The sequence below is a fragment of the Tropicibacter sp. Alg240-R139 genome (assembly GCF_900537075.1).
Lineage (GTDB): Bacteria > Pseudomonadota > Alphaproteobacteria > Rhodobacterales > Rhodobacteraceae > Falsiruegeria.
Map to the genome: position 1 here is coordinate 55,161 of NZ_UNRA01000008.1, position 15,464 is coordinate 70,624.

General features: G+C 57.6%; 11 protein-coding genes. 4 read left to right on the top strand and 7 right to left on the bottom strand.

What is annotated here, in order from left to right:
- Positions 1-60: 60 nt before the first annotated feature.
- Genes asnB through G6R15_RS21370 form a run of 3 tightly spaced genes read right to left on the bottom strand, consistent with a single transcriptional unit; the run spans position 61 to position 4,374 of the window.
- Positions 61-2,004, bottom strand: coding sequence for an asparagine synthase (glutamine-hydrolyzing) (gene asnB, locus G6R15_RS21360; protein ID WP_164662049.1), 1,944 nt, complete (start codon positions 2,002-2,004; stop codon positions 61-63).
- A complete protein-coding gene (locus G6R15_RS21365) occupies positions 2,004-3,143 on the bottom strand; it encodes a glycosyltransferase (protein ID WP_164662051.1) in 1,140 nt (379 codons plus the stop codon). The genes asnB and G6R15_RS21365 overlap by 1 nt, the downstream gene beginning before the upstream one ends.
- Complete coding sequence (locus G6R15_RS21370; protein WP_164662052.1) at positions 3,136-4,374, bottom strand: O-antigen ligase; 1,239 nt, start codon at positions 4,372-4,374, stop codon at positions 3,136-3,138. The genes G6R15_RS21365 and G6R15_RS21370 overlap by 8 nt, the downstream gene beginning before the upstream one ends.
- Positions 4,375-4,425: 51 nt before the next feature.
- Between G6R15_RS21370 and G6R15_RS21375 the strand changes: the two genes are divergently transcribed.
- Positions 4,426-5,550 carry a glycosyltransferase family 4 protein gene (locus G6R15_RS21375; protein ID WP_164662054.1) on the top strand — a complete coding sequence of 375 codons (1,125 nt, stop codon included), beginning with the start codon at positions 4,426-4,428 and terminating at the stop codon, positions 5,548-5,550.
- 5 nt (positions 5,551-5,555) lie between these two features.
- Positions 5,556-6,683 (top strand): glycosyltransferase family 4 protein, encoded by a 1,128-nt coding sequence (locus G6R15_RS21380; RefSeq protein WP_164662056.1) that lies wholly within the window; start codon positions 5,556-5,558, stop codon positions 6,681-6,683.
- On the opposite strand, the gene G6R15_RS21385 is transcribed toward G6R15_RS21380, so the two are convergent.
- Positions 6,673-8,085 (bottom strand): hypothetical protein, encoded by a 1,413-nt coding sequence (locus G6R15_RS21385; protein ID WP_164662057.1) that lies wholly within the window; start codon positions 8,083-8,085, stop codon positions 6,673-6,675. The genes G6R15_RS21380 and G6R15_RS21385 overlap by 11 nt on opposite strands.
- 95 nt (positions 8,086-8,180) lie before the next feature.
- Complete coding sequence (locus G6R15_RS21390; RefSeq protein ID WP_164662059.1) at positions 8,181-9,470, bottom strand: flippase; 1,290 nt, start codon at positions 9,468-9,470, stop codon at positions 8,181-8,183.
- 269 nt (positions 9,471-9,739) lie between these two features.
- On the opposite strand from G6R15_RS21390, the gene G6R15_RS21395 reads away from it, so the two are divergent.
- Positions 9,740-11,878, top strand: a complete 2,139-nt coding sequence (locus tag G6R15_RS21395) for a polysaccharide biosynthesis tyrosine autokinase (RefSeq protein ID WP_164662060.1) — start codon at positions 9,740-9,742, stop codon at positions 11,876-11,878.
- A gap of 147 nt (positions 11,879-12,025) precedes the next feature.
- Here G6R15_RS21395 and G6R15_RS21400 read toward each other — a convergent pair whose 3' ends face one another.
- A complete protein-coding gene (locus G6R15_RS21400; protein WP_164662062.1) occupies positions 12,026-12,250 on the bottom strand; it encodes a hypothetical protein in 225 nt (74 codons plus the stop codon).
- Positions 12,247-13,905: a hypothetical protein gene (locus G6R15_RS21405; protein WP_164662063.1), complete on the bottom strand. Its 1,659-nt coding sequence runs from the start codon at positions 13,903-13,905 to the stop codon at positions 12,247-12,249. Before G6R15_RS21405 ends, G6R15_RS21400 begins: the two co-directional genes overlap by 4 nt.
- Positions 13,906-14,319: 414 nt before the next feature.
- Between G6R15_RS21405 and G6R15_RS21410 the strand changes: the two genes are divergently transcribed.
- Positions 14,320-15,438 carry a glycosyltransferase family 4 protein gene (locus G6R15_RS21410; protein WP_164662065.1) on the top strand — a complete coding sequence of 373 codons (1,119 nt, stop codon included), beginning with the start codon at positions 14,320-14,322 and terminating at the stop codon, positions 15,436-15,438.
- The last annotated feature ends 26 nt before the right edge of the window (positions 15,439-15,464 follow it).

Below are 15,464 nucleotides of genomic sequence, written 5' to 3' on the forward strand. Positions count from 1 at the left end.
TAAGACAAAGCGCCGGGGCAGGGATCTGCTCTGGCGCTTTTGCGTTCCAGGGAATGCGGGTTAGACGGGCGCGCGCTGTTCTTCTAGCCAAGCCTGGAACATCAGGATGTCCCACAGGTAATAATGCCACCGCCGGGCGCCGGATTGATGTTCGTCCCACAGGCGACGGACGTAGGCCACATCAAAGAAACCCTCGTTTTTCAAGCGGGTCTCATCCAACAGTGCTTCGCCCCAATCGCGCAGCGGGCCGCTGAGCCAATGTTCGATCGGCACCCCGAAACCCATCTTGGGTCGATCCATGATCGCCTTGGGGACATGGCGATAGAGCACCTGACGCAAGAGCCATTTGGCCTGTCCGTCGCGCACCTTCATGTGCATGGGCACGTGTTGTGCAAATTCCACCACTCGGTGATCCAGCAGTGGGATCCGGCCTTCAAGGCTGACAGCCATGCTGGCGCGGTCGACTTTGGCCAGGATGTCGTCGGGCAGATAGGTCTTCATGTCCAGATACATCATCCGTTCCCGGAAATCGGACACCGGTGGCCAGCTTTGCGGATCGGTTAGAACAGTTCCTACCTCTTGCGACCCCGGAACCAATTGTTCGGGGTTTTTTTCATGTGAGACGAGGGCGCGGTAGAAGCTTTCTCCAGAGCCGTATTCGAGCACTTCGGCCAGCTTCTGCATCCGGTCTCCAGCAGCTGGGAACCGCAACCTCTGAGGCATCATACGCATGGCGCCATCGACCAGCCCCGGCGGTGTGGTCCGCAGCACACCTGCCAGCCCCTTGCGGGCAAAACCGGGCAGGACACGCAGTTTGTTCCAGACCCGATAGCCCAACCCATAGCGACTATAGCCGCAGAACAGCTCGTCGCCGGCATCGCCCGACAGGCTGACGGTCACATGCTCGCGTGCCATCTTGCTGACCAGATGGGTTGGGATCTGCGAACTGTCGCTGAAGGGTTCGTCATACATTGCAGGCAGCTTGGGGATCACCTCCAGAGCGTCCTCGGGGGTGACATACAGCTCGGTGTGATCGGTGCCGAGATGTTCAGCCACCGCCTTGGCGTGTACGGCTTCGTTGTACCCCTCTTCGTGGAACCCGATCGAAAACGTGCGCACCGGGCGTTGGGCCTGTGCCTGCATCAGGGCCACGATGGTGGTGGAATCAAACCCACCCGATAAAAAGGCCCCCAGTGGCACATCGGCTGCCATACGCAGGCCGACTGCATCCATCAAAAGCGCCTCGAGCTGATCGGTCGCCTCTTGATCCGAGCAGGTTAGCGGGTCGTTCTGTCCTTGGGTGACCGCGTCTTCCAAGCTCCAGTAGCATATGGGTTCGGACACCATGCGACCATCTTCAGAGACCACCAAGAAATGGGCAGGTGGCAGTTTGAACAGACCCTCATAGATGCAATGCGGGCCGGGGACATAGTTGTGTCGGGTGAACGAGGCGAGAGCATTGCGGTTGATGGTGCCCTGCCAATCGGGGTGACGGCGCAGGGTTTTCAGTTCCGAGGTGAATAGAAAGCTGTTGCCATTGCGCCCATAGTACAGGGGTTTTTCCCCCATCCGGTCGCGCGCCAGAAACAGCTTTTCGCTGTCCCGGTCCCACAGGGCAAAGGCGAACATGCCATTGCAACGTTGCAGGGCGCCCTCAAGCCCCCATTGGGAAATCGCCGCAAGCAGGGTTTCGGTGTCCGAATGCCCCCGCCAGGTGCTGTGCCCTTGGATCTCAAGTTCGGTGCGGATCTCAAGGTGATTGTAGATTTCACCATTGTAGCTAAGGATGTAGCGCTCGTTGTTGCTCTGCATCGGTTGGTGTCCGCTGGGGGATAGATCGATAATGGCAAGACGGCGGTGTGCCAAAGCCAGCCCGCGCGTGTCGTCGGTCCATTCCCCGCAAGAATCGGGGCCGCGATGGATCATGGCCTCGGCCATATGCCGGGCGAGATTGGCGGGGGCGTCAATAGGATTGGCTGACCAAAAGCCGGTAATTCCACACATTACAATTGCCTATTTAATAAATTTTCATAGAGCGAGATATACTGATCATTGGTACTTGTCAGGCTGAAATTCGCCTCAATACGCTTCCGAGCGCGTACCCCCATCTGGGCGCGCTCTTGGGGTGAGAGACCCAGAACCTGTGACAGGCCCTGCGCCAGGGCATCGGAATCGCGTGGTGGAACCAGAATACCTGCCTGATCAAGGACATGGGCGGCATCCCCCACATCGGTCGAGACACAAGCCAGACCGCTGGCCATGGCTTCGCCGAGGACATTGGGAAAGGCCTCGGCGGCTGAACTCAAGCACAGCAGGTCAAATCCGGTCATGACAGCGGGGATGTCACTGCGCTGCCCCAGAATATGCACCCGATCCATGTCCAGTGCGGCGTAATGCGCCTGCAGGTCTGGACGCGTGGGCTCGCAGTCTCGGCCGACGATGACGGCGTGTGCATCGGGATCCATGGACATGCTGCGCTGCAGGGCCCGCAGGAAATTGATGAGATCTTTGTCTGGGTGGTTGCGGCCGACAATGCCAATGACCTTGGCGGTATCGGGTAGGCCAATCTCTTTGCGGATGCGCAGGCGGGTGTCGGGATCCAGAGCCCAGATTGCTGTGTCGAACCCGTTTGGAATCAGGTGACTTTTTTGCCCTGCATACCCAAAAGCCTCGTGCTGGGTTTGTGCCAACCGACTGTTGTAGATGATCTTGTCCGACTGCGCTGATTGCCAGGCTCCAAAGCGGATGGTCCATTGGGTGCCCAATTTTTCATCGCGGATGTCATACAGGCATTGGCGGATGTTCCAGACCTGCGGCCTGGGTGCTCCGCCTAGGATCTGGGTGATGCGGGCTGCAATGTTGCCATGATACATCCATCCCTGTACCAGATCCGGATTAATTTGCCTCATCAGCGCGCGCAGTCTGAACAGGCCACCCGGAGTCTTGTGGCCGAGCTTCAGGCAGTGCACCTCATGCCCCAGATCCCGCAGGAGTGGGCCGTAGACCCCTTCGTCGCGCAGGGAGATGACAGAATGAGAGGCGCTCTGACCGAGCTTGTTCGACAGCAGATTGTGTAACGAGCGTTCCGCGCCGCCCATTTTCAATCCGGTGATGATATGGGTGATCTTTGTCTGCTCAGACATTCCGTTGCTCAGGAAAATGGGAAGAGGAATAGGTTTTCGTGCTTTGCAGGAGCTGTGTCATAATAAGGGCAATCACAATAAGGCGTCCGGGGGAATCGAGGAGGTTGTGGGTGAAGAAGGAATAAATTGCGATATTGATGGCCACCAGGCGCATCCGCCCCTCGGACCGCCACAGCAGCATCCCGATCAAGGACAGATAAAGGATCAGGCCGACAATCCCCCCTTCGACCAGATAGAGGGCATACATGTTATGGGTGCTGGCCGGAAATTCCCATTCACGGGTATATCCTAGGCCCAGGCCCAAGAATGGCTTGCCGCCGCTGGCAAAGACGCCCAGAGCCAAAGACAGGGCGTCAGACCGTTCGTCAGCTGCAAAATCTGAGGCAAATTTGACAAATCCCAGACGTGCCAGGGTGTTCTTGTCCAGATATTGCGCCAATGAGGTGTCCAGCAGGACCTCGACCAGAGCACCGCTCAGAATGCCATACCCAAGCAGTCCGATCAGACCGATGGCCACTAGGCCCAATGCGGCGCGTATGCGTTGGAACCCCAGGTGGCCGGCCCAGAAAAGATATGAGAGTGATATGAACAGCACCAGCCAACCGGCACGGGCAAATGTCAGAAAGACGGCAATGCTGACCAGCGCCACAAAGGGCCAGCGTAGCGAGACCCACAGATAGGGGAGCACCATGATCATGAGCTGAATCAGGATGAAGGCGGCAATGTTGGGATTGAGATAAAATCCGGCGGCGCGTCCCGGTACCGTGGAGTAGGTCGGCACCATGAAATCCTGGATCGTGACGATGGCCCCGAATACAGCCGTTGCAGCCAGTGTCCACCCAATCATGCGGGGCGTGACATGATTGAAGAGCAGGACGATCAGGAACAGCAAGATCAGGGCCATTTCAAGCTGGTTGACCATAACCTGCGTGGCAACGGGTGATTGAGATGACCCCAGAAAGCTGATCAGGGTCCAGATCACCCAGAGGTAGATCCAGTACAAAAAGGGCCGCACGATTTGCCAATCATCCTGGCCCAGGATTGGTCGCTTTTCGAACGCCTGCCAGAGCACACATGCAGCACCAAACCCGATGAAGGCCAGATAGGACAGAATGGGGGGGGGGCCTCCGAGCGTAAAAATACCCAAAGGCAGGTTGCTTGCAAACCAGAATAGGAATATCGAAACGCCGACTGAAATCAGGCTGAATTCAGGTTTTTTGTACACATTCATTTTCACGCACCAAAAATTCGTACAAACAGCTCTCGAAAGGGGCTTTTCGAAATGAATATTCTCTTCCTGGTCTCGTCCCTGCAAGGCGGAGGTGCTGAACGCGTCGCAGCGCTGCTCTCTAATGCCTGGGTGGATCGCGGCCACGACGTTACGTTGATGCCGACATTCTCTGGCAGAGGAGAATGCAGCTACACTTTGAACTCTGGCGTGGTCGTCGACTATCTTGCTGATCATGTCAATGGAAACACGAGCAAATTACAGCGTCTCGTTGTCCTCAGGCGCCACATTCGAAAAACCCGCCCAGACGTGATCGTCTCGTTTCTGCCGAATGTGAATATTGCGGCCTTGGCGGCAACGATTAGGACGAACATCCCGGTTATCGCCTGCGAGAGAATTCATCCTCCTCTAATGAGCCCGCCTTTGCCACGCAGCTACGAACTGGTCCGCAAGTGGCTTTATCCCAGGGCGGCTTGTGTTGGCGTGCAGACGCAGACCACCCGGGATTGGGTCGCTGAAAACATTGCTTGCGCCAAGCTGAGTGTGATCGCCAACCCAGTTGTTCTACCTCTTCCAGCGGGGCCCTCCAAATTGTCTCCGGACAATATCCTGGCTAAAGAACGCAAGCTGGTACTGGCCGTGGGACGGCTGCATGCAACCAAACGCCTTGATATGTTGATTCAGGCATTCCAACGTGCGCAGCCAGAATCAGAATGGGATTTGGTTATCCTGGGCGAGGGCGAACATCGGTCTGAATATGTCGAAGGCGTAGCCGCAGCGGGGTGGGCGGACCGAATTCATCTACCCGGGTTTGTCGGCAATCTGGCTGATTGGTACACGCGGGCAGACATCTTTGCGATGCCGTCGTCTTGCGAGGGGTTTCCCAATGTTCTGCTCGAGGCCATGGCCCATGATTTGCCGAGCATTTCTTTTGACATCCCGGCCGGGCCACGGGATCTGACCGATGGCGGACAACGGGGCATCCTGTTGCCGGATCAGGATCATGTTCCGAGCATGACAACGGCGCTTCAGAAGCTGATGCAAGACCCTGACCAGCGTCAGCAGTTGGGGGGGCGAGCAGGAGAGGTTCGAGACATCTATGGGCTTGAGACGATCCTAGGGCAATGGGACGATTGCCTGGCTGACGCCTTGGCATCAACAGGCACCTCGGGGACGTAAAATCGATGCATGTGATGTTCTTTCTCTTTTCCATGTCGACGGGTGGAGCCGAGCGGTTCACCGCGAATATGGCCAATCACTGGTCTGCGAAAGGCCATGAGGTCAGCGTCGTGACCCTGAGCAATAAGGATGGCGACGGTTATGAGCTTGACCCCCGCATCCGCCGTGTGGCTCTGAACCTCAGCGCCTCGCGCAGGTCTTTGTGGTCGGCACTGAGCAACAACATCACCCGGGTTCGAGCGTTGAATGCCTGCCTGCGAGAGCTGTCTCCGGATGTGGTCTTTGGGATCATGTCCACCGGCAGCGTCCTGTTGTCCCTGGCGCAAAAATCCCCGTCCCGTGTCCACATCGGAACCGAACGCAGTTATCCGCCCAGCATGCCTTTGGGGCGGATCTGGGAAACCCTGCGCAAGCTGTTTTACCGGCGTCTGGATGTTGTGGTGGCCCAGACCAAAGAAGGTGCCGATTGGGTGCGTCGCCACACCAGTGCCGACCAGGTCGAGGCGATCCCGAATCCGGTCACCTATCCGTTGCCCAGACATGATCCAATTCTGTCTCCGGCCGACCATCTGGCATCTGGGCGTAAGCTGCTTTTGGCGGTGGGGCGTCTGGGGCCGGAAAAGGGCTATGATCGGCTGATGAACACTTTTGCTCACCTCGCCCCCGAGCTGCCCGAATGGGATCTGGTCATCATGGGCGAGGGCGGCGAACGCCCCGCGCTCGAAGCGCAGCGCGATCGGCTCAAGCTGGGTGGGCGTGTCCTGTTGCCGGGACGGGCTGGCAATGTCGGCGATTGGTACGCGCGGGCAGATCTTTTTGCGCTGACCTCGCTGTTCGAGGGGTTCCCCAATGTGCTGGTCGAGGCCATGGCTCATGGGGTGCCTGCAGTCAGCGTCGATTGCAATACTGGTCCACGGGATGTGATCCGCTCCGGCCGAAACGGTGTGCTGGTACCTCAGAACGACCCCGAAGCCCTGCGCGCCGCCCTGCACGCCTTGATGTCGGACCCGGCGCGTCTGCAAGTATTGGCGCAAGAGGCCGTAGCCGTGCGTCAGACGTTTTCGATGGAAGGCATCGCAGCCCGCTGGGAGCAACTGATGCCCTCAGCACCCAGGTCCAAGCCTAGAGTGTAAAAGCCTGTTCCATGTAGCCCGGCGGGGTGACACCGAAGTTTTGCAGCACGGCGGGCGCGATTTCGCGGGTCGAAATCTTCATCGGATTCATGCGTTGTGCTTCAGGGGACAGGTGGTCATAGACCATCAGCATCCCATCGGGCACATGATAGGCATTGGCCCCGGCCGCATCCAAAAGCTCCATGCAGGTCAGCCCAAAGGTTTTGGGATCCGCAGTTTCCCCCTTGTAGGTCACCTGTTCCAGGTGCTCGTTGGCGATGCTGAATTCCATGCGGATGACGTTTTCTCCCAGATCGTCGATCTGGATGCTGCGCCCGTTGATACTCAGGCCGCCTATGTTCTGCAGAAACCTCTGACGGGGGGCTTCTGATACTGCGACGACGAACTGAGGTACCATGGCTGGGCGTTTTTCCCAATCTTCATCCGGCACACCCAAGCCACGCATCAGATTGCGTAAATTGTCGATGGTGACGATGCGTTCGACCCGATTGCGCCCTTCGACAGCGGCCTGCCCCATGCTAGTTGTGACTGCCAGAAGATAATCGGGATTGGCTGCAACAAAGCGCAACAGCAAGGACAGCTGTTCTTCGGCCTCTTGCATGACAAAGGGGATTTCCCCGGCCCAGGTGTCCAGCCATGGTTGCTCAAAATTCAAAGTGTCATAATCCTGCGGGAACAGCGCAGGCCAATAACGATGCATGGACGAGGCTACGTGGTTGGTGAAAAAGAACGACACATCGGGCTTGTTTTGGCGCAAGGCCTTGTAGAAGAAATCAAATGAAATCTGCGTTTGTGAGGTTCTGCGGCGCACCGAGCGGGCAGGGGTCCGGCGTTCAGCTAGAAGTTGACCAGCCAGCTTGCCTACGGTCTTCCCACGCAGTCCCAAGCCAGGCGCTGCCAGCAAGAATTGACCCGCCTCTTTCAGGGCGATTGAATTGGTCACCTGGCTTCCGTTCATTCCTGCCATTATCAGGTTGAAATTCTGAAACGCTTCGAATTTCTTAGGGAAACATTCGGGCCCGGCCGCAAAGGTATCGGGCACGTAAAACGCATAATCCGAGACATTGTCGGGCAGGGGGTAGCTGTGCAGGCTGCCAAACAGGCCGACCTTGGCACCGGCCTTGGACAGGATTTGCCACAAAGGAGGAAACTCTTTGTCTACATGCTGAAGATCCATGCCAAAATCGCTGATTTCGTGGTCGTCATTACTGACACCCCGGTGCAGGGTTGGCCAGGTGATCCAAGGGCTCAGGTGACCGCTGTCTTCGGCGTGGGTTTCATAGCGTCGGGCGCGGTTTTGCAGGATGCCCAAGCTTGAACCAGGCATGAGTTTGGCGAAGTGATCGAAGATGCGATAGGGCACTTCATTCAATTCGTAAAAGATGATCTTTTTCTGCTTCATGATTTGCCCTTTCGGAAAACAGTCGCCCTGGGCTGGGTCAACCAAAAATGAATGCGGTCAATTTGGAATGGGTGCCGGACTTGTTTGAGGGCCGTCTACCTGAAAATACACCCACAGGAGATACCGATTTTTTTGCGTACGGTCCACCATCCAATCAGGCGTTGGATGTTGAGCGACAGAACCGTCGCCAGAGCCGCCCCTTCGGCGCCCCAAAGCGGGATGAAGATTGCATTCAGCATGATGTTCAGAACAGCGATCCCGCTCAGGATCTTGAGGCTGTCGTTTTCATGGCCCGCCATGCTGAGCATGAAGCCGGTTTCGCCAAAGAACAGGGCGGTGGCAAAGCCGATGGCCAAGATGATCAGAATCGTGGCGCCGCTGGCAAATTCCGGCCCGAACACAAGCGTCAGAAGCGGTTTCGCAAAAATTGCAAGAACCAGGGCGACAGCCCCGCCAACCAGAAAGATGACCCGCGCGCTCATGACGGCGAAACGCTCGAGCGCGACCTTGTTGCCTGCCGTGTGCAGCCGGGCGAACTCGGGTGCGTTGATGGTGTTGCCCAGGTTCAGCACCAGTTGCACCAGTAAGGCACCCTGGGCAGCGATGTTGTAGATGCCGGCCTCTTGGGTGCCCGCCAGCATACCCAACATCAGGACATCGGTGCGGGACAGGATCACGGCTGCGCCCCCGATCAGCATGAACGGCAGACCGGCACGCAAGACCTCGGACGGGGGCAGGAGGGGGCGCGTCTGATCTGGGCGTGCGATATTTGTGTTTAGTCGGACCAGAAGCAGGTAACCGATGGCAACGATGCTGCAAGCCACCGCGACCCGCACCGCCAGCATCATGTGAGCTTGGGTTAGATCCGGCGACAGATAGACCAGTGCGATCATCCCAAGCAGGGCCAGAACCCCGCGCAGCAGGATCGTAACAGCTTGGGCCTGCACCACCTTGCCCCATCCACGCAAGACAGCGTCGATCAGATCGATCAGCGCCAGTGTCGGCAGTAGCCAGACTGCCACCAGCAGGGCTGTGCTCAGGGCCGAGGATTCGACGAAGGCGACGGTCAGAACGGACCCACCCAGGGCACAAGCCAACCCTATGCCACCGGTCAGCAGCATGATACGCGCTACAAACGCCATCGGGACATGGGTCGCCGGGTCGGACCGGCCGCGAGCGACTTCGCGTAACAGCCAATCGGGCAGACCAAAGCGCACCAGCAGCAGGGCCAGCACGATGATCGCCATAACAAAGGCGTAGATGCCATAGCCTTCGACACCAAGCCACCGAGCCAGCAAAACACCGGTGAGAAGATTAACAACTCGATCCACCAAGCCGATGGCGCCAACGCCACCCGCCAGTTTCAGAAATGTCTGAAGATTCATATGTCCGACTCGGTAAAAGATCTAAATTTATGGTGCCCTGATAGTCGCGGTGCACCCTGACCGAAAGGGGCATTGCTTTAGCGCGGCAAAAAGTATGCGGGACCGTTCAGGCGGTGGCACGATCATTGGATCGTTTATTGAACAATCAAGGGACGTCTGGCACAAGAGCCAAAACCCATGCAGGGTAATTACAAGTACCTCGCATGAGTACATATTTTTGATGAGTTGGTTTGCCACATGTTTCGCCGCAATAGGAGTATCGAGTCATAATGCCCCAGGATGTGTCTCGGAAATTTTCGAACGAGAACGGGTCTGTATCTCGTACGTCATCTCAGAATCTTGATCTGTTTCAGATTCTGGGCGTGATCTGGCGCGGCAAGTGGATCATTGCCCTGTGCATGACCGTGGCTTTGTTTCTGGGCGGGTATTATGCCTTCAAGGTTGCCCAGCCCAAATATCAATCCGGCGTGCAACTGGCTTTGCAATCGCGCAACCAGCAGGTTGTAGACCTCGATAGCGTGATCTCCGGCGTCTCCAAGGAAGAGGCGGCGTTGAAAACAGAATTGGCCATCATTCGTTCGCGTACTTTGTTGGAGCGGTTGGTTGAAGATCAGAATCTTTTGCAAGATCCTGAATTCAACGTCTTGGCCGGAGATGGTCCGGGGGGCTTTTCCCTGGGACAGATGAAGGCATTTATCGTGAACCTGATCCAGTCGCCAGAAGTAGGCGGCGAGGCGCCGGGCGACGGTGACGATGCCGTGTTGATCGAAACGGTTGATCAACTGCGCAAAGCCATTCGCGTGACCTCGCAACGGGAATCCTATCTGTTCAACATTTATTTTGTCACCAACAGCTCGCGTAAATCGGCGGTGTTGGCCAACCGTCTGGCCGAACTTTACATAGACGACCAAGTCGGGGTGAAGTTTGAGGCCACCGAATATGCGGTCAACTGGCTGAGCAACCGTGTGACCGAGTTGGAAGCGGATCTGAACGAGCAGCAGGACGCAATCAAGGACCTGCGCAGCGATACCGAATTGGCCAGCGCGCTTGCACTCGAAGGGCTCAACCTGAGCACCAAGGATCTGCGTGAACGCCTCAGAGACACTGAAAGCGGGCTTGAGACTGCGCAAGCGCGGCTTGTCGCAGCGCAGGCCGCGAGTGAGGCAAAAGACAAGGACAAGGTTGTCGAGGCGCTTGGAAGCGCTCAGCTCCGGCGGTTCTTGGATGAGACCAATGAAGATCGGTTCTGGGAGATGAGCAATACGCTTTTGCAGCAAGCCGAAAACAGATTGACGCGCCAGCAGTCGCAACGCGACTCTCTTGAGGTGGCTCTGACCGAGATGCAGGCAAAGGTCAAAGATCAGACCGAAGATCTGAGCCGTCTGACCCAGATGGAACGCGATGCACAGGCAACCCGGGTGCTCTATGAGACTTTCCTGGCCCGTCTCAAAGAAACCTCTGTGCAGATCGGGTTGCAGCAGGCTGACAGCCGCATTCTGTCACGCGCCGTGCCCGGCGATCTTGTGCAACCCAACAAGACCTTGGTGATGGCCGTATCTCTGATGCTGGGAGCCTTGATCGGCGGCGCATGGGTCATGTTCCGCCAGTACACGCATTTTGGGTTCCGCACCGCAAACGATTTGGAAACCAGCACCGGCTTGCCGGTTCTAGGGCAGATCCCCAACATGCCATTGCGAGGCCGCAAATCTCTGCTGACCTATCTGGCCGATCACCCGACCTCGGCTGCGTCCGAAGCGATCCGCAATTTGCGGACTTCGGTTCTGTTGGCCAACATGGATCAGCCGCCACAGGTGCTGATGATGACTTCGACCCTGCCGGGAGAAGGCAAGACGACAAACGCGATTGCCATTGCGCAGAACCTGGCCTCTCTGGGAAAACGGGTTATCCTGATCGAAGCCGACATTCGACGTCGCACCCTGGCCCAGTATTTCCCGGATGCCAATGAGGTGGGTCTGGCTTCGGTGGTTCGCGGCGAAAGCGCGCTGGAGGAGGCGCTGACCAGAAGTGATTTGGGTGGGTTTGATGTGCTGGTCGGCAAAAAGGTCGAAGTGAATGCCGCCGATTTCCTGTCTTCAGACGCATTCCGCGACTTCATTGTCGAGCTGCGCAAGACCTATGATCATATCATCATCGACACGCCACCGGTATTGATCGTACCGGATGCACGGATCATCGGGCGCCTTGCGGATGCGATCATCTATTATGTCAAGTGGAACTACACCAGTCGCACAATGGTCGAGGATGGCCTGCGACAGCTGGCCTCTGTTGGTAGCCCGGCGACGGGTGTGGTGTTATCGGACATCAACTACAAAAAGGCCCAAAGATACGGCTCTTATGAGCAATCGGGTGTCTATAGTGGATATGGAAAGGCGTATTACGATACCTGAGATGGTTGCAGCTGTCGCTAATGTGCCGTGCATACGCAGAACGGAGCAGGCTATTGCCAGCGCCGTGATCTGACGTCCTTCATGTATTTTACATAATCCAAGTTATGTCTTAATTTGATGTGTAAGGGGGCACATTCACAACACGGGTCACACTTTCCTGTCGCCAAGCAACAACGGTGCGTTGCCGTTGGTCAACAAGGGGATCGTCGTTGTGGCGCTCTCGGGCTGCGCCAAAAGCAACATCCGGGGGCTTGAGCCCGCGGCAGACCAAGTGGGAATAATCAGGCAAGCGGTTGCAGCGGCACCACCAGTCAGGACGAACCGGCGGGTCGAATGCGGGGCGTGCAGGGCGTGAACAGGCGGTTGGTTCATCCCGCCTGCCCGCCGTGAAACACCGCCGAATAGCGCTCGAAATCGGCCACCTCCGAAGTGGCCAGATTGCGCGACAGCAGCCGAAGGCCGGTCTGTTCGATATGATCCGCACTGTGAGGGTAGACGAGACCGGGGTGGCCTGCGGCATTCACGGTGCCCGACAACACGTGCGCGTAACCGTTGCTGTCAAAAACCCCCTCGTCGAATTGGATCTGATAATCACCCGTTCCACGCCGCCGGACGTCGGTCACGCCGACGCTGTCCAGAACTGTGACCTGTTTGCCGACAACGCTCCAGGTGGCAAAGGCCTGCACCCGGCCCGCATTCAGATCGCGATTTCCGCTGAGCAGTTTGTGTCGGTTGGTGTTGGGGTCGATGATCTCGATGATGTTGCCGGTGCCCAGGTCCGAGACCCGGTCGCTGACACCCAAATCCCACAGGCGGGGATAAACCTTGTTCCGCCTTGATGTACCAGACAGATACAAGGCGTAATCCGCAGCAGGGCTTTCGGAATAGCCCCCGATGAGGGTGTTGTCATACCCATCTATGCGAAACTCGAACGTGGTGTTGGACGAGCCGGTGGCCCGGCTTACCGCTTGCACACGGCAATCCAGATACATGCTGCCGGCCCCGTATTTGGACAGCTGACCAAAGCCCATCTCGCAATGCTGGGCCTCGCAATGGGCATAATGGTTGGCGTATGAGGCCGAGCCGGCCCCCGGCAGGATGAAATCGGGATCATCCAGGACATACCCCTTTTGTGCCCCGGCCACATGGCAGCCCGAGTAGCGGTTGACCTCGCCGCCCGAATAGGCGGGACCGGGACTTGTGGACATGCCCAGAAAGGCGGTCCCCTGAGTCGCGTCGGCCGCGTTTGCGGGACGGGGCACCATGTTTTCGGACAAGCCGCGCGGGTAGGTTCCGACATACAGGTCATCGCAAAGCGAGCGGGTGACATGGGACAGGTCGATCCCGCGCTGACGGTAATTCGACGGCGCCGCTCGTTCCGGGTGCTGAAGGATCACACCAAAGGATCGCAGCACCACGTCCTGCAAATAGGCATTGGGCCCCTCGGGGTCCCAGGACCGCGACAGGGCAGCCCCTCCCTGCCCGGGTTTCAGGATGACCTGTGAGCGGTTGCGTCCCTCGCCTTCGATCACCAGACCCTCGCGCAGCAGCTGCAGATCGGGGCTGGCCAGGTAAAGCCCGGTGGGCAGGACCATCTTGCCGCCCGGAGCCGAGGCTGCGGCATCGGCGCATTGGATCAGGGCCGCATCCGCATCCACCTCCAGCTCTTCGGGGGTGGCGAAATGCTGAGGTGTCACCGCAAAATCCCGGTTGGGTCTGGCCGCGGCCAACGGCCTGAGGTGTATCCCGGCGGCGGTAACCAGCACGCCCCCGCTGCTGCCTGTGTCGACCTCCTGAAAGCCCAACCCTCCGGCCCGCCAGATGGCTCCGTCCCCGCGGGCTGGGATGTCCGACGCCAGAAGTGTCTCGAGCGTGTCGAATTCCACCTCAGCAGCCACGTGTCGGGCCAGCTGCTGTGCCAATTTCTGGGGTGGAATGCGCACGGTAGAGCCATCGCGATTGCCCAGTAGATCGTCGACCTGTTCCGTCAGTGGAAGGTCGCCTGTATGCACCCCTGTTTCCGACATGCCTTGCTCCTGTCTCTGATTCGCATCACCACCGGTGACAGGGTACAATCATTCTTCAAACCTGTTCAAAAGGGGAATGTTGGTATTTCTGCACGGGTGACAGACTGTCGCTTCAAGCTGGCGGAACTGTATCACATCTTTCAAAAAGGCGTCAAAAGGATCAATCTTTTGGTGATTCAGTAAGTTTCAAGGTGATACCTAATTCTTTCATAGTTAATCGACCTTAAACATGCTGGATTTTGGATTAACCTTTCATTAATAAGGAAATCCAAATTGGTGGAAACACTGACGCTGCCGAATTCGTTGACTTTTTTATGCCCGAATTTTCCGGGTAAGGGAGCCGCTCTTGGGGGGCTAGTTTCTAGTATGGTTACGGTTTTTGACAATTTTGATTTGTCTTTTGTACTGATTACCTTGAGCAGCTTCCTCGTTGCTCTGGTCGTTGTCCTCACAAAAGACAGCCACCTGCACCGCACCGCCAAGGGCCATGCAGGTCTTGAGGTGCAGAGCATGCACAAAGCCCCAACACCCAGAATTGGCGGGGTCGCTTTTGTGACCGGTTTGCTGATTGCGCTGCTCTTGCTGGCTGGCGAGGCCTTTTCCCTGCTGGCCCTGATGCTGGCGGCGGGGATTCCGGTGTTCGTGGTCGGTCTGTGCGAGGATATCGGCATTGGAGCTCGCCCCTACAAGCGCTTGCTGGCGGCGATGATCAGCAGCCTGATCATGGTATTCCTGACCGGGGCCACGATCGACCGCGGGGTGGCGCCTTATGTCGACCAGGCGCTGGCGGTCACGCTAATCGGGGCAGTGTTCACCATCATCGTGGCCACGTCGATCAGCCATGCGTTCAACCTGATTGACGGGTTGAACGGGCTGGCTATGTCGGTTGCAGTCATTTCTCTGGTGTCGCTGAGTTTCATCGCCTTGCGGTTTGACGATCATGCGGTGGCTTTGCTGGCGGCGGTTATCGCCCTGTCGATCCTGGGTGTGTTCTTTGTGAACTTTCCCTTCGGCAAGATCTTTCTGGGGGATGCCGGGGCCTATCTGATTGGTTTCATGGTGGCCTGGGTCGCGATCCTGCTGATGGAGCGCAACCCCGGCATCTCGCGCTGGTCGATGCTGCTGGTGATCTTCTGGCCCTTCGTCGACACGACCTTTGCGGTGCTGCGGCGCGTGCTCAAGGGGGTGTCGATCGCCGCTCCGGATAAGCTGCATTTCCACCATCTGGTGCTGCGCACCATCCTGCGCCATGGCAAAGCCAAAAGCCGCAGCGCAGCCAACCCGGTCGCCTCAAGCCTGGTCATGCCGCTGGCCGTGATACCGGCCATCCTGGCGGTAGTGGCCAGTGACAGCCGGGGGCTCTCTATTCTGTTCCTGGGTCTGTGCACGGTGGGCTATCTTATGGCGCGGCTCGGGTTGGTGGCAGCGTTTCGGCAGACACCACAAGAGGCCTATCGCTCGTCTGTGGCGGCAATCGAAAAAATCCAACCTGCGACAACATCCAGCAGGCTGGATGAGGCGGTTCTGGATTAAAGCGCCACACGGCGCCCATATCTGCT

What these genes read in the sequence shown, in the direction of transcription:
- asnB (WP_164662049.1), bottom strand. Translation starts at nt 2,004, where the DNA reads ATGTGTGGAATTACCGGCTTTTGGTCAGCCAATCCTATTGACGCCCCC.
- G6R15_RS21365 (WP_164662051.1), bottom strand. Translation starts at nt 3,143, where the DNA reads ATGTCTGAGCAGACAAAGATCACCCATATCATCACCGGATTGAAAATG.
- G6R15_RS21370 (WP_164662052.1), bottom strand. Translation starts at nt 4,374, where the DNA reads ATGAATGTGTACAAAAAACCTGAATTCAGCCTGATTTCAGTCGGCGTT.
- G6R15_RS21375 (WP_164662054.1), top strand. Translation starts at nt 4,426, where the DNA reads ATGAATATTCTCTTCCTGGTCTCGTCCCTGCAAGGCGGAGGTGCTGAA.
- G6R15_RS21380 (WP_164662056.1), top strand. Translation starts at nt 5,556, where the DNA reads ATGCATGTGATGTTCTTTCTCTTTTCCATGTCGACGGGTGGAGCCGAG.
- G6R15_RS21385 (WP_164662057.1), bottom strand. Translation starts at nt 8,085, where the DNA reads ATGAAGCAGAAAAAGATCATCTTTTACGAATTGAATGAAGTGCCCTAT.
- G6R15_RS21390 (WP_164662059.1), bottom strand. Translation starts at nt 9,470, where the DNA reads ATGAATCTTCAGACATTTCTGAAACTGGCGGGTGGCGTTGGCGCCATC.
- G6R15_RS21395 (WP_164662060.1), top strand. Translation starts at nt 9,740, where the DNA reads ATGCCCCAGGATGTGTCTCGGAAATTTTCGAACGAGAACGGGTCTGTA.
- G6R15_RS21400 (WP_164662062.1), bottom strand. Translation starts at nt 12,250, where the DNA reads ATGAACCAACCGCCTGTTCACGCCCTGCACGCCCCGCATTCGACCCGC.
- G6R15_RS21405 (WP_164662063.1), bottom strand. Translation starts at nt 13,905, where the DNA reads ATGTCGGAAACAGGGGTGCATACAGGCGACCTTCCACTGACGGAACAG.